Origin of the sequence: Bhargavaea ginsengi, assembly GCF_900109165.1 — a bacterium.
Taxonomy (GTDB): domain Bacteria; phylum Bacillota; class Bacilli; order Bacillales_A; family Planococcaceae; genus Bhargavaea; species Bhargavaea ginsengi.
On the sequence record NZ_FNZF01000002.1, the window covers coordinates 46,612 to 60,804 of the forward strand.

Annotated in this window: 14 protein-coding genes; 12 read left to right on the forward strand and 2 right to left on the reverse strand. The window is 53.3% G+C overall.

The annotated features are described in order from the left end of the window. The first annotated feature begins 124 nt into the window (after positions 1-124). The 8 genes from BMX91_RS05440 (at position 125) to BMX91_RS15960 (ending at position 7,366) form a co-directional block, all read left to right on the forward strand. Entirely contained in the window at positions 125-1,108 is a 984-nt protein-coding gene (locus tag BMX91_RS05440; protein WP_177168287.1) for a LacI family DNA-binding transcriptional regulator, read from the forward strand. 124 nt (positions 1,109-1,232) lie between these two features. Beyond that, positions 1,233-2,516: a histidinol dehydrogenase gene (gene hisD, locus BMX91_RS05445; RefSeq protein ID WP_092050904.1), complete on the forward strand. Its 1,284-nt coding sequence runs from the start codon at positions 1,233-1,235 to the stop codon at positions 2,514-2,516. A 68-nt stretch (positions 2,517-2,584) separates the two neighbouring features. Next, positions 2,585-3,904 carry a GntP family permease gene (locus BMX91_RS05450; protein ID WP_177168288.1) on the forward strand — a complete coding sequence of 440 codons (1,320 nt, stop codon included), beginning with the start codon at positions 2,585-2,587 and terminating at the stop codon, positions 3,902-3,904. 69 nt (positions 3,905-3,973) lie between these two features. Continuing rightward, complete coding sequence (locus BMX91_RS05455; RefSeq protein WP_092050906.1) at positions 3,974-4,909, forward strand: 3-hydroxyacyl-CoA dehydrogenase family protein; 936 nt, start codon at positions 3,974-3,976, stop codon at positions 4,907-4,909. After that, complete coding sequence (locus BMX91_RS05460; RefSeq protein WP_092050909.1) at positions 4,906-5,679, forward strand: SDR family NAD(P)-dependent oxidoreductase; 774 nt, start codon at positions 4,906-4,908, stop codon at positions 5,677-5,679. The genes BMX91_RS05455 and BMX91_RS05460 overlap by 4 nt, the downstream gene beginning before the upstream one ends. A gap of 55 nt (positions 5,680-5,734) precedes the next feature. Continuing rightward, positions 5,735-6,370 (forward strand): FusB/FusC family EF-G-binding protein, encoded by a 636-nt coding sequence (locus BMX91_RS05465; RefSeq protein WP_092050912.1) that lies wholly within the window; start codon positions 5,735-5,737, stop codon positions 6,368-6,370. A 13-nt stretch (positions 6,371-6,383) separates the two neighbouring features. Beyond that, entirely contained in the window at positions 6,384-7,148 is a 765-nt protein-coding gene (locus tag BMX91_RS05470) for a 3-hydroxybutyrate dehydrogenase (protein ID WP_092050915.1), read from the forward strand. A 95-nt stretch (positions 7,149-7,243) separates the two neighbouring features. Then, positions 7,244-7,366 carry a hypothetical protein gene (locus BMX91_RS15960; RefSeq protein WP_281242808.1) on the forward strand — a complete coding sequence of 41 codons (123 nt, stop codon included), beginning with the start codon at positions 7,244-7,246 and terminating at the stop codon, positions 7,364-7,366. A 49-nt stretch (positions 7,367-7,415) separates the two neighbouring features. Here the strand turns inward: BMX91_RS15960 and BMX91_RS05475 are convergent, their stop codons facing one another. After that, entirely contained in the window at positions 7,416-8,195 is a 780-nt protein-coding gene (locus BMX91_RS05475) for an NRDE family protein (protein ID WP_092050917.1), read from the reverse strand. Between the two features lie 189 nt (positions 8,196-8,384). Between BMX91_RS05475 and BMX91_RS05480 the strand changes: the two genes are divergently transcribed. Together BMX91_RS05480 and BMX91_RS05485 are read left to right on the forward strand one after the other, a co-directional pair. Further along, positions 8,385-9,836, forward strand: coding sequence for a trypsin-like peptidase domain-containing protein (locus tag BMX91_RS05480; RefSeq protein ID WP_177168289.1), 1,452 nt, complete (start codon positions 8,385-8,387; stop codon positions 9,834-9,836). Between the two features lie 19 nt (positions 9,837-9,855). Beyond that, entirely contained in the window at positions 9,856-10,173 is a 318-nt protein-coding gene (locus BMX91_RS05485; RefSeq protein ID WP_092050923.1) for a thioredoxin family protein, read from the forward strand. Between the two features lie 694 nt (positions 10,174-10,867). On the opposite strand, the gene BMX91_RS05490 is transcribed toward BMX91_RS05485, so the two are convergent. Continuing rightward, positions 10,868-11,692: an EcsC family protein gene (locus tag BMX91_RS05490; protein ID WP_177168290.1), complete on the reverse strand. Its 825-nt coding sequence runs from the start codon at positions 11,690-11,692 to the stop codon at positions 10,868-10,870. A gap of 149 nt (positions 11,693-11,841) precedes the next feature. Here BMX91_RS05490 and BMX91_RS05495 point away from each other — a divergent pair, with 149 nt between their 5' ends. Continuing rightward, entirely contained in the window at positions 11,842-12,963 is a 1,122-nt protein-coding gene (locus BMX91_RS05495) for an NAD(P)/FAD-dependent oxidoreductase (RefSeq protein WP_092050928.1), read from the forward strand. Between the two features lie 11 nt (positions 12,964-12,974). Further along, the gene (locus tag BMX91_RS05500; protein ID WP_092050930.1) at positions 12,975-14,189 is read left to right on the forward strand and encodes an MFS transporter; all 1,215 of its coding nucleotides are present in this window, start codon (positions 12,975-12,977) and stop codon (positions 14,187-14,189) included. The last annotated feature ends 4 nt before the right edge of the window (positions 14,190-14,193 follow it).

The window sequence follows — 14,193 nt, forward strand, 5'->3', positions numbered from 1 at the left end:
CCTCTGATCTTGAGCAGCCAGTCTCCATGCATACTCGACTAGGTTAGAAAGCAGCGGAACAGGCGTCGACTTTTCTTCTTTTTCCCTTCAATGTATAATCCGGAAATAAGAGGAGGTGAATGCGGTGGAAAACCAAGTTACTGCACACGAGGTCGCGAAATTGGCGGGGGTTTCACAATCCTCGGTTTCCCGTGTCTTTACAAAGGGAGCGAGTGTATCTGAGAAAACCCGGGAAAAAGTCCTGAAAGCCGCCGAACAGCTCGGTTATCGGCCGAACGAGTATGCCCGAAGCCTGATCAAGAGAAAATCCAGTCTGATCGGCCTTGTCATGAAAGGCGTTTCCAACCCTTATTATCCGCACGCAGTGAAGAAGTTCACTTCTGAACTGAAGAAGCTGGGGTATAGCGTACTCCTGATTGATACGGATGATGTCGAACTGCAGATGCAGGATATAGATGCCCTGCTGTCTTACCACGTTGCTGGAGTGGTCATCATGGACGCGACTGCTTCTTTTCAGACAGCCGAGATGCTCCGGCGTTTCCGGATACCGGCCGTGCTATTTAACCGTGTCGTTCCGGGTACCGGACTCCACTCGGTCAGCTGTGAAAACGAATCGGCAGCCAGGGAAATCGCCCGTCTCCTTATCGCCCGAGGGTGTAAATCATTCACATACGTAGGAGGCCGTGAAGGAGCCTCCACGCATATCGAGCGCCTGAAAGGGTTTACCGAAGAGCTGGAGAATCATGGATTTGGGTGCCAAGTATTGCCGGGTGATTTTACTTATGGCACCGGGTACCGGAATGGTGCCGAAATGATCGAGTCCGGCCGCCTCACGGATGCGGTGTTTGCCGTGACGGATTTAATGGCTTATGGGATTTATGATGCGTTCCGTGACCGGGGAGTCCGTGTTCCGGAACAGGTCAAGCTCGTCGGATTTGATGATATCGAAATGTCTTCCTGGTCCTCTTACAATCTCTCTACATATGCGCATCCGGTGGACCGGATGGTGGCACTCTCCATTGAATTGCTTCTCGATCCCGAGCAGAGCCACGCGGAGGGGGAAGTGCATTATCTTACTGGTGAGATGAGATTGCGCGGCACTACATAAAAAACAGTCTTGACTGTTTCGACAATTTTAAGTAATGTACCTTTTGTAAGCGTTTTTGCATACGTATTCATTCAAAATTGCATACGTATGCAAATTCCTAGATCTTGAAAGGGGTCCAACCAAAATGAAATTCATCAAGCAAGGTAAATCCTCAGAAGAAGTTAAACAAAGTGACGCGAAAGTTTCAGAAACGGTAGCTGCGGCACTTTCCGATATTGAAGAAAAAGGCGATGCAGCAGTACGTGAAATGTCCGCTCGATTCGATAAGTGGGAGCCGAAATCGTTCCGCCTGAGCGAAGAGCAGATTTCTGAGATTGTCGGCCGTGTGCCGGAACAAGTGATCGAAGACATCAAGTTTGCGCAAAAGAATATTCGTGAATTCGCTGAAGCACAGCTCGCTTCGCTGAGCGATGTGGAAGTCGAGAATATTCCGGGTGTCATCCTCGGCCATAAAAATATTCCGGTGAACAGTGTCGGATGTTATATCCCGGGTGGCCGGTACCCGATGGTCGCTTCTGCACATATGAGCGTTTTGACAGCCAAGGTGGCAGGTGTTAAGCGAGTGATCGCGTGCACGCCTCCGATCAACGGAGAGATTCCTGAAGCGACAGTTGCGGCGATGCATCTTGCAGGTGCGGATGAAATCTACCTTCTTGGCGGCATACAGGCTATGGGCGCAATGGCGATCGGCACAGAAACCATTGAATCTGTCGATATGATTGTAGGGCCGGGCAATGCGTTTGTTGCGGAAGCGAAGCGTCAACTGTATGGCCGTGTTGGCATCGACCTGTTCGCCGGCCCGACTGAAACATTGGTCGTTGCTGATGAAACGTCGGATGCGGAAATCATTGCAACCGACCTTCTGGGACAGGGTGAGCACGGTCCGACTTCTCCTGGTGCACTCGTGACGACAAGCGAGAAGCTTGCATATGAGACGCTGGAAGAGATCGAACGCCAGCTGAAAGTATTGCCGACTGCTGATGTGGCACGTGTTTCCTGGGACGATTATGGTCAGGTGATTGTCGTCGATTCGATCGAGGAGGCACGGGAAGTGGCGGATGAAATGGCCTATGAACACGTCGAGATCCTCACTGAGAATCCTGATTACTTCCTGGAGAACATGACCAACTACGGCTGCCTGTTCCTCGGGCCTGAAACGAACGTCGCCTACGGGGACAAGGTAATCGGAACCAACCATACGCTCCCGACAAAAGGAGCTGCGCGCTACACCGGCGGTCTGTGGGTCGGCAAGTTCATCAAAACGGTCACTTACCAGAAGGTTAAGCCTGAAGCCAGTGCCTATATCGGCGAATACGCAGCACGTCTCTGCCAGCTTGAAAACTTTGCCGGACATGCAGAGCAGGCATTGCTCAGGGTCCGCAGATATGGCGACCAGAAGAAAAACTAAAATCACATTTATCCGGCCCCGGGTCATCAGACCCGGCGGCCGGAGTACATAATTAGGGGGATTTGTTCATGCTCGGAATGATAGGTATGATCGGGGGCCTGGTTCTGCTCATCTGGTTGACGATGCGCGGGATGAATCTGCTGATTGTTGCGCCGCTATCGGCGCTGTTTGTTGCTCTGATGAACGGACTGCCTCTCTTCCCGCAACTTGCGGAAAAAGGGGCAGCCAACTTCCTGACGGGTTATATGGAAGGATTCTCAGGGTTCATCATGTCCTGGTACCTGATGTTCCTGGCAGGTGCCATCTTCGGTAAAGTCATGGAAGACAGCGGTGCTGCGGATGCGGTATCCAAATGGATCGTCGATAAGCTTGGGATGAAACAGGCCGTACTTGCGGTAGTCGCGGCCTGTGCGGTCCTGACTTACGGCGGTGTCAGCCTCTTCGTCGTTGCCTTCTCAGTGTACCCGATGGCAGTCAGCCTCTTTAAAGAAGCAGATCTGCCACGCAGGTTCATTCCGGCAGCACTTGCTTTCGGTTCGACAACGTTCACGATGACATCGGCGGGTTCTCCGGAAATCCAGAACTGGATTCCGATCGAGTTTCTTGGCACATCGCCACTTGCTGGATGGGAAGTGAGTCTGATTGTCGCTGTGTTCATGATGGTCTTCGGTTATTGGTGGCTCCGGAAGATGATCCGAAAAGCCGTTTCCAATGGTGAGCATTTCATCGAGAGAGAGTCGGATCACAGGGAAGATCGGGACGAGCTTCCACACCCGTTCCTCAGCCTGATTCCGCTGCTCGTTGTACTGTTCGTCTCCTTTGGGTTCCACGACTCCCTGGGTACTTCCGCTCTGATCATTGCGCTTTCGGGCGGGGTGATCGCCACTTACCTTTTTAACCGCAGGTATTTCAGGAACTTCGGGAACGCGGTTTCCGAGGGGACACTCGGCGCGATCGTCGCCATTGCTAATACTGCCGCGGTCGTCGGGTTCGGCGGCGTGGTCAAAACGACACCGGCCTTTGCAACTGCGGTAGATGCGATTACAAGCATACCGGGAAGCCCGCTGATTGGCGGAGCGGTCGCGGTCGGCATTATCGCCGGTCTGACCGGTTCCTCTTCGGGCGGACAGGCCATCGCGTTGCCGCTCCTTGCGCCGCATTATCTGGACATGGGCGTGAATGCGGAAGCCCTTCACCGTACTGTCGCCATTTCCTCCGGATCGCTTGACTCCCTGCCGCACGGCGGTTATACAGTCACGACCATCCGGTCCATTGCCGGCGAGACCCATAAGGATGCTTATCCGGCCATGGGCGCCATGACGGTTATCGTACCGCTCGTAGGTGCAGCCCTTGCCGTCATCCTGTTCTCCCTTGGACTGGGTATCTGATGTATCCCCGGCAGCATCCCATGCTGCCGGGTTTTATTTGCGAAATAATGAATGGAAAGGGATGGGAATATGGAAAAATTGGCAGTGATCGGCAGCGGTACGATGGGACACTCCATTGCGCTGAATGCATCATGGCACGGTATGGACGTCAGGATGTATGCAACTAACGAAGAAGACATCAGAAGAGCTGAACAGGGAATTGTCCAGAAACTCCGCAACATGTCTGATAATGGTCTGTTCAGTATGGTGGAAGCGTCAGCCATCCAGGATAAGATTGACATTTCAGATCAACTGGAAACAGTTGTGGACGGGGCGACATTTGTCATCGAAGCCATCCCGGAAAACCTGGAGCTGAAGCAACAGTTCTATAGCCGCCTGGAAGAACTGATCGGGCAGGAAGCGATCATTGCGAGCAACACCTCAGGCCTCCAGCCTACTGACCTGGCTTCCGGCCTGCGCCATCCTGGGCGGTTTGTCGTGACCCACTTCTGGAATCCGGCTCATCTTGTTCCTTTGGTGGAAGTGGTGGGCGGTAAGCAAACATCCGATGCCACAATAGAGCGTGCCATGGAACTGATGAATGCCATGCAGAAGAAACCGATTGTCGTGAAGCAGGAGATACAGGGGTTCATCGGGAATCGTCTGCAATATGCCCTGTTCAGGGAAGCGCAGGCTTTGCTTGACGCAGGCGTAGCTGAAAAGGAAGACATCGACGCTGCCGTAACATACAGCATCGGCAGGCGTCTCCCGGTAACCGGACCGCTCATGTCCGCGGATTTCGGAGGGTTGGATGTATTCAAGTCCATCTCGGATTACTTGTTCAGCGACCTGAGCACGTTGGAGGCTTCCGGAAAAACATTGGATTCACTTGCCGGTTCGGGGAAGCTCGGCGTAAAGTCCGGTGAAGGCTTCTACGATTGGAGCGGCAACCACAGTGAAGAAATCGCAGCAGAGCGTGAAAACATGCTGATCCGCTTCCTAAAAGATGATGAACGGAAAGGATGAGGAAGTTGAACAATCATTTTGGTGATTTGGAAGGTATGTCAGTCCTCGTGACAGGCGGCAGTAAAGGAATCGGAAAATCGATTGCGCTGGCATTTGCCGACCTTGGCGCGAAAGTCACGATTGTCGGAAGGAATCTCGAAGCTTTGGAAGCGACACGCCTTGAACTGGTGGGAAAAAGCCCTGAAAGCAGTGCTATACAGGCGGATCTGTCAGATATCCAGGAGACGCGGCGGGTGGCCGATATGACGGCCGAACGGTACGGCTCCATCGATGTGCTGGTAAACAACGCAGGGATCAACATTGCAAAACCTGCGTTTGAAGTGACCGAGAAGGATTGGGATACGGTGCTTGACCTGAATCTGAAGTCGGCATTCTTCATGTGTCAGGCGGCAGGCAGGCACATGGAGCGGCAGGGCGGCGGGAAGATCATCAATATCGCCTCACAGATGGCGTTTGTCGGCTACTACAACCGTGCTGCTTACTGCTCGAGCAAAGGCGGGCTTGTCCAGCTTACAAAAGCACTTGCGGTCGAATGGGCTTCACACCGAATCAATGTCAATGCGGTCGCACCGACGTTCGTCGAAACAGAGATGACGAGCGGTATGATGGAAGACCCTGCTTTTATGGAAGAAATCCGGAGCCGGATCCTGTTCGGCCACCCTTCAAAACCTGAAGATGTCAACGGAGCGGTGCTTTTCCTCGCTTCGGGAATGTCCTCATTCGTGACGGGTGACACGATTAAGGTCGATGGTGGTTGGACAGCCATCTGACCGGACAAAACTCTTGATAATGTGTACACTTTTCATATAGAAAGGGGTGCAGGCCATGCAATCTTTGACAAGCTCTCAATACCATTTCATCCTCCGCCAGGCACGGAATGTGATGAACGGTCACACCAATTCGGCTGATGAGGATGTACTTGCAGCAGTTGTCCTGATGGCGATCGAGCGCTCCGAGAGGCTGACAGAAGTCGTTTCGGATGAATTAAAGCGCACAATACGTTTGATGGACAGCATCAGAAACAGGGAAGACTATGAGGAGTTCCGGGAACGGCTGCTTTTGTATGTCAGGCCGATGGTTGAAGTGACGGACAAGGACATCAAAAAGCTTTTTCCGAAGGTGAAAAATCTCCGCATGCCTAAGTTTGCAGAAGCTGTGCGCAAGGAGCTGACCTATCTCGGTTGGAATGACCCCGGCACGAACAGGAAATATTTCGTGTTCGAAGAAGGAGACGGCCTGACGGGCTTATATGGGCAGTTCCGTCCATCCGGCAAAAAAGGGGTCTGTTCAATCTGCAACGGCATCGACGAGACGGGGCTGTTTCTGACAGAAACCCGCCATGCGGGAGGCGAGACGTACACAAAGCGGGGCAACTATATATGCACGGACAGCATGGCCTGTAACAGGCGGCTGGATGACCGGGAACGGTTTGATCAATTTATAAAGACAGTCAGCAGATAAGGGGGAAAATGAAATGGAAGGCAAGGTATTGCTGATCACGGGAGCTGCACGGGGAATCGGATATGAGATTGCAAAGGGCTTCTCGGAAGCAGGTGCCAAAGTGGTCCTTTCTGACATGAACGAAGAAGGCGTCAAGGCTGCCGCGGCATCGTTTAGCGGGGAGGTTGAAGGCATCGCGTGTGACGTTACCAACGAAGAGGATATAATCCGGACCATAGACTTCGCGGTGGAACGGTTTGGCAGGATCGATATCCTGATCAATAATGCCGGCATGCAGCATGTTGCGGATCTGGAAGAGTTCCCGACGGAAAAGTTCCGTCTGCTGGTCGACATTATGCTGACAGGCCCGTTCATGGCGACCAAGCACGTTCTTCCGCATATGAGGAAACAAGGATGGGGCCGCATCATCAACATGTCATCCATCAACGGTCTGATCGGATTTGCCGGCAAGGCGGCCTACAACTCAGCCAAGCATGGAGCGATCGGACTGACAAAGGTTACCGCCCTGGAAACAGCTGAAGACGGAATCACAGTCAATGCGATCTGCCCGGGTTACATAGATACGGAACTGGTCAGAAACCAGATGAGAGATCTAGCGAAGACAAGGGGCGTTTCGGTGGAAGAGGTATTAGGAGAAGTGCTTTATCCTTTGATCCCTCAGAAACGCTTAATCGAAATCGGCGAAATCGTTTCACTGGCAAAATACATCGCAAGTGAAGACGCCAAAGGAATGACCGGCCAGGCGGTTGTCCTGGATGGCGGCTACACGGCACAGTAATTCCTGAAAACCTTCTGTAACGCCGTTTCGACTGAGTACGCCAAGGGAATCATAAAAACAGACGTACAAGACAGGCAGACAGGAGGGGATCCGTATTGGCCAAGCATTATCCCGATAGCCGTCCGTACCCTTATGATACGGACAAGCCGCAATGGGCGGCGTTGTGGATCGCACTCGCGGGCATCATTATCGCAATTCTTCTCGGGATTATGATGTAAGAAAACCGGCAGGCCTTTAACTGGCCCGCCGGTTTTCTGGGTATTCGAATCAGCTTTGCCCGATGATCTGGAAAGTAACGCGTTCTTCGCCTATGAATATTCCGTCCGCAAAAGTTCGTTCAATGAATGCGGCACGACCTTCGCGGTCAATAAGAATCACCGTCTGACAGCGTGTCCCATACCCGGTCATTCGGATAAACAGCGGTGAAAGGGAACGCTCGAGATCCGGTCCGACTCCTGTGTCAGGAAGTCGGTTATCCGGGAAGGGTTCCGCATCACTCAGGATTTCAAAGAGCACATCCGGATCGATCGGGCAGACATCATCTGCAAGTCGGGACAGCTCTTCGATCCCTTTTTGGACCTTCGGCCATGGCGTATCCAGCATGGCGTTGCTGAGGCCATGTGTACCAGATTGAATCTCCCTGAAACTTCCCGGTGACTGGTTCGTCTGATACATTAGACGGCCGGGCGTTCCTGCGATGACATTGTAGAGGTCATATCGGTCCTGCCGGCTGGAGAGCTGTTTCATAGTTTCTTCCATTGAGATCGAATCATCCAGGAGGTCCGTAACGATGCCGCCTCTGGACCGCGCATCAGGGGGAGGTGGAACATCCGGCCTCCTGACATTAGTCAAAGCGGCAAAACGGCCGGATTGTGTCAGTCCCAGCCAAGTTCCTCCACCGGTCAGATCCTTGCCGGCCACCAGGCCTTTGGGTCGTTCCCATACATGGGCCGGGGCTGCCGGCCGATCGTAGAATTCATCCCGGTTCGCCGCTACGATCAACGGATAGACCGGGTGCTCGCCTTGATTAAATAAGACTAGGCACATGAATATCCCCCCATTATCTGTGTCCATTATATCGGAGGCACAACATATCGGCGAGAATTAGGAATTGCATTTTTTTCGTGTATTCCTCCCATGTGTCATGATAGAATGAGGCTTAATTCTCGTACACATAAGGAGTAAATCATATATACAGATGGTTACATATCGATCAGCGGACGGAGTGAACGAATGATGAAATGCCCGAACTGCGGACATGAATTGGAACAGTATGAAGGAACCTGCCCTGAGTGCGGCAAAAGGCTGACCAGGGGTAAGCGTAAAAAGAAGAAAAAAGGTCTGATTGTAGGCACCGTCGCAACGCTGTTTATCCTGACAGGCGGAACATTCGCGGCACTGCAGTTTCTTGGAGATGAGGAAGCTGCCAACGAGCCGATTGCTCCGGAGGAAGAGATCATGCCGGAGACTGAAGAGGCAGAAGAGATTCAGGATGAAAAGGAAGAAGCCGAGGGAGAAGTTACTGAAACCGAGGCGCCAGCCGAAGAAGAGCCTGCTGTCAGTGAAGGTACAGTCGAACGGGCGATTCAGGAAGACAATGCAGTTGCCCAGGAAGCCATTATCCTTCCCGAAAAAATTGCAGGCCAGGGACGGGATGCCCAGCAGATCATTAAGGAATCACTTCCAAAGGTTTTCACGATCTTGACTGATGAAAATATCGGATCCGGTTTTCTCTATAAAAACGGCGGACTGATTGCGACGAATGCCCACGTCGTCAGCGGTCATACGGATGTCACCGTCCGTAACAGTGACGGGAAGGAATCCCAGGGGCGTGTAATCGGCATTTCGGACCGCTCTGACGTTGCACTGATCAAGGTCGATGACTTTGCCGGCATCGAACCATTCCCGGTGGAAAGCGGCGTGACGCCAATCGGTGCGGAAGTCATTGCCATCGGGAGCCCGCATGGTCTTTCCAATACAGTCACTACGGGTACACTGACCGCCCATGACCAAAACCTTGAACTGGGCTTTATCTATGAAAATATTTATCAGTTCAACGCAAAGATCGAACGCGGGAACAGCGGGGGACCGCTGATTGATGCCAAGACAGGAAAGGTTGTCGGCATCAACTCCCTCGTCATGCAGGACAACAGCCTCGTGGGCTTCGCTATTCCACTTTACAGCATGACGGGACTGCTTGATCAGTGGGCAGCAAGCCCCATGTCACCGGAACAGGTTGCAGGCGTTTTCGGTACGTACGATGAGTTTGAAGGTGGTGCCGCATCTCCAGAAGATGACCAGTTCGAAGGCGGCTGGGAAGGTGACACCTTCAACGAAATAGCACTTGAGAACTTCATTCTCAGTTTCGGACATTTCCAGACGCTTATGAAAGATGCCGGCGATTTCTTCTGGGTTGCCGATCTTGTCCAGCCAGGAAGCCCTGCCTATGATAAACTGACACAAGAGGCGAATGGCCTGGCCGGCAGCGGAGTCAAGTATGAGCTGGCCGGTCAGGACGTCACATCTGTGGAGATCATGGATGACCATGCAATCGTGCATTCGGCCGAAACAGAAAAGACGACCGCAGCTGACGGTACGGTGACCGAAACCCAGGTAAATCGGGACTATAAAGTCATCATCGACAGCAACGGCTTCTTCCAGGTGGCCGACGTTACAATCGCCGAGTGATGCAAAAGGGGGAATCTTGATGGAAGAGTTGAAATCAGTTGAGCAGTTTAATGAACTGAAGAAGGAAGAACGCGTGGTGTTCATGTTCACCGCCGGCTGGTGCCCGGATTGCCGCTTTGTCGATCCGTTCCTGCCGATGATCGAGGCGGATTACCCCGAGTATACATTTGTTTCGGTGGACCGCGACGAGTTCATTGACTTGTGCGGTGAACTGGACGTCTACGGTATCCCTAGTTTCGTGGCATTCAGCGAAGGGGAAGAAACCGGCCGCTTCGTCAGCAAGGATCGCAAGACAAAAGAGGAAATCGAGTCCTTCCTTAACGGGCTCGCCTCCTGAAGCATATGAAAATGCCGGACTGTCCCGCGGGAATTTGACTAAGTCGGACAGCAAGAGCCGTCACTCATTTTTTGAGTGACGGCTCGTTTTCTTGTGGCATCCGGCTGCGTCTCTATTGTAGATTTCGTCAATCGTCTCTTTAATCTCGTCATTCAGGTAGTTTTTCCGGACGAATGACGAGTTTATAGTCATGAATGGTGAAACTGAATGCATGAATGACGAAATTGAACACGGGAATGACGAAACCGTCACTCACACACGTTTTCTGCTCCCATATTTAATGCTGCGGTTGCCGCATAGCACCGCCCATCCAAGACGAAGAAACGGGGCTGTCCATTAAGTAAAGTAATTAAATTCTTGTATCTATGGCAAGCAGCAGTGGCGTCGGGAGACTCCTCGAAAATGCTTCGCATTTCCTTCGTGCGAGGCGGATTCGAGGAGTTTTTCTGTCCTGCGGGAATAGCGTTAGCCGAAGACCCCGGATGTTGCGCAACGCTTCGCGATGCGCACAGACGCCAGTCGCGTACTGGCGCCGGCTGAGACAACGCCCGCGGAAAGCGACCAGAGCCACTGCTGTTTGCTTTTTATGTTGGAAATACACTTTTCGGACAGCCCCGTTTTCAGCTTTAAGGTCAAGGAAAGACGATAGTTTACCAGAAAACCTGCAGGCAGGGCGATGACAGAAGCCTACCGCTTATAGCCCTGCTGGTTGAGAATCCCGCTCCAGTGATGCCAACCGTTCCTGGATTCTTCGTTTCCGATAAAGGATGGCACCGGTTTCGGCAAGTTCGGAAATCGTGCTCCGGTTGGTAATGGCACCGAATACGAGTCCTGCCACAGGTATCAGCTGAAACATCTTCTTCATCCCCCAGCGGTCCCGGAAAGACATGACGACTTCCCGCCATCCCTTGAGTTCCGAAACCATCTCCCTCCTGGCTTTCTCACTTCCTGCGTCCAGGCTGCCCATCTGCTTAAGGATGGCATCCCTGCCGTGATTGTCTGAAGTGGTGAACTGCATGACTTTGACGATAAAGAGCCGTTCCTTGGGATCAGCGGGGTTGAAGCCGTAGCACATGGCAATGTCCTGGAGAGTCTTGAGCTGTAATCCGAGAAGGACCGGAATATCCAGGGAAAGGGTGAAGATGCCGCCGAATCCGGTGGATGCCCCCTGTACGGTCGCGATGTTCGTTCTTGTGCCGGCGACGCGGTCCGCGGCTTCATCCATTGCTGAGACCGGCATCATCGCCGCATCGTCGATTGTACGGACCTGCTTGTTATTGAAGTAGTTGGCAACCGCTTTTTCAGAGCTTAAGTAGCCGCCCCCTGTCTGGACAAACTTCCCAAGCTCATCCAGGGCTTTTCCGAGCTTGTCCTGGATAAAGTCCGGAGTCACTTTGTCCAGCAGGGCGAAGGGGATCCGTCCGATCCGGTCCCAAATCCTCACCTTTCCCTGGGAACGCTCCCATTTATGAATCTGCTCCAGTTCCTGTTCGAGCCATTGTCTTGATTCCATAAGCATCCTCCCCGTACGGTTTGTCTGTTCCTGTATACGTCCTATATACCCGAAATGTTTCATGGAAAGCGGAGCCGGGGGTTGGACGGCTTGCCTGTGTCTGCCATTCGGATACAATAGGAGAGGAATCCAAACAGAAATCAGGTGTCAGTCTAATGAAACATGTCATTATTATCGGCGGAGGAATCCTGGGAGCATCCGCCGCCTACCATCTTGCAAAGTCCGGCCTGCGGGTGACGGTCATTGACCGCCATGAGCCCGGCCAGGCGACCGGAGCCGCGGCAGGCATCATCTGTCCATGGCTGTCACAGCGGAGAAACAAGGCATGGTATGCGCTAGCCAAAGGCGGAGCTGCCTATTATCCGGAACTTATCGCCTCTTTGGAGCAGGATGGTGAGGAAGATACCGGCTATCGCCGTGTCGGGGCAATCAGTGTCCATCCGGATTCTGCAGTGCTCGACCTCGCGGAAGAACGCGCGTTACTGCGTCGGGAAGAAGCCCCGGAAATCGGGGAGATCCGCAGACTCAGCGAAGAAGAGACCCGAAAATTCGTCCCGATGCTGGGCGAGGGATTTGCTTCGGTCTGGATCAGCGGTGCAGCACGGGTAAACGGCGGTCAGCTTCGAGATGCCATGCTGTCTGCGGCACAAAAGCACGGAGCGGAGCTGCTTAGCGGTTCGGCAACAGTTTCGGCCGCAGAAGGTAAGGTAAATGGTGCCCTGGTCGGCGATAAATTGGTGACTGCGGATGCTGTGCTCGTTACAGCGGGCGCATGGGCACGGGAGGCGGTAGCACCGCTAGGGGTTAACTTGGATGTCCACGCACAGAAAGCCCAAATCCTGCACCTCCGCCTGGAAGGCGAACCGACCGGGGAGTGGCCGGTCATCATGCCGCCACGCAGGCACTATATCGTGCCTACCGATGGGGGGAAGGTCATTGTCGGAACAACCCACGAGGACGAGCATGAGTTTGAGACAACGCCGACTGCCGGGGCGATCCATGAAATGCTTGATAAGGCGTTTGTCACAGCACCTGCACTAAAAGAAGCGGTGTTTGAGGAAGTGAATGTGGGTTACCGGCCGTTCACTGCGGATAATCTGCCTGTAGCCGGCCTGCTCGGCGGAATCGATGGGCTGTACTTTGCGAATGGCCTTGGTTCTTCGGGGCTTACCGTAGGTCCCTATCTGGGCGTCCAACTCGCCAAGATGGTGACTGGTGAGCCGCTTTCGATCGATCCGTCATTGTACAGTCCTGACAAGGCGATTACCGGGGAATAAGGGGGAATTCCATGACGGCCAAAGCCGCTACCATAAAACGGGCGCCGGATCCCGTTTATCCGGTCATGTTCGCTATCGGCGGCTGCCATCTGCTAAATGATGCCATCTCGGCTGTTGTGCCTGCGATGTATCCGATTCTTCAGGCAGAAAACGCTTATAGCTACTTCCAGTTGGGACTCATCACTTTTGTTTTGCAGATGCTTTCGTCGGTCATGCAGCCTGTCGTCGGGATTATCAGCGACAAAAAGCCCAGGCCATGGATGCTGCCGGCAGCAATGGGGTTAGCGTTTATCGGCGTTCTGCTTCTGGCGTTTTCCCCGCAATACTGGATGCTGCTCGTCGCGGCGATGTTCCTCGGTCTTGGATCGGCAATCTTCCACCCTGAGGGATCCCGCGTGGCATTCATGGCGGGAGGGTCGAAGCGGGGAATGTCGCAGTCAATTTTCCAGGTCGGCGGAAACAGCGGACAGGCCCTGGCTCCGGTCATCACCGCACTGATCCTGATCCCATTGGGACAGACAGGGGCTGCCTGGTTCCTGATCCTCGCTGGGGCAGGAGTGGTGATCCTTGGCAGGGTTGCCCGCTGGATGAATGCCAGACTCAGTGAAGAAAACGCATTAAAGGGCAAGAAACGCCAGATTTCAGGTATTTCCGGGCTGACACCGGGCAGAGTCAAAGCCGGTCTCACGCTGCTCATGTTGGTTATTTTCGTGCGATCGTTTTATGTGGTGAATATGCAGGGGTATTATGTCTTCCATCTGACCGGAGAATATGGACTGACTGTGCGGCAGGCACAGTATTTCATCTTCATGTTCCTGGCTCTTGGTGCAGCGGGGACATTTTTCGGAGGGCCCTTCGCTGACAGATACGGCCGGAAAAGAGTCATTGCTGCCTCTGCGCTCATTCCGATCCCGCTCGCTGCGGTACTGCCCCACCTGCCAATTTGGCTGGTCGGGCCGGTATTGGGCATAATCGGATTCGTCCTAATGTCGAGCTTCTCAGTGGCGGTCGTCTATGCCCAGGAACTTGTCCCGGGCAAGATTGGAACGATGGCCGGGCTGACCGTCGGTTTCGCATTCGGCATGGGGGCAATCGGCTCGGTCGCAATCGGTGCATTCATGGATTATGCCGGAGTCTATACGACGATGATCGTCATCAGCCTCCTGCCTATTCTTGGTTTAGTCTCTCTATATCTTCCGGATGAACGTCTTTCTGCACCGGCATAATATG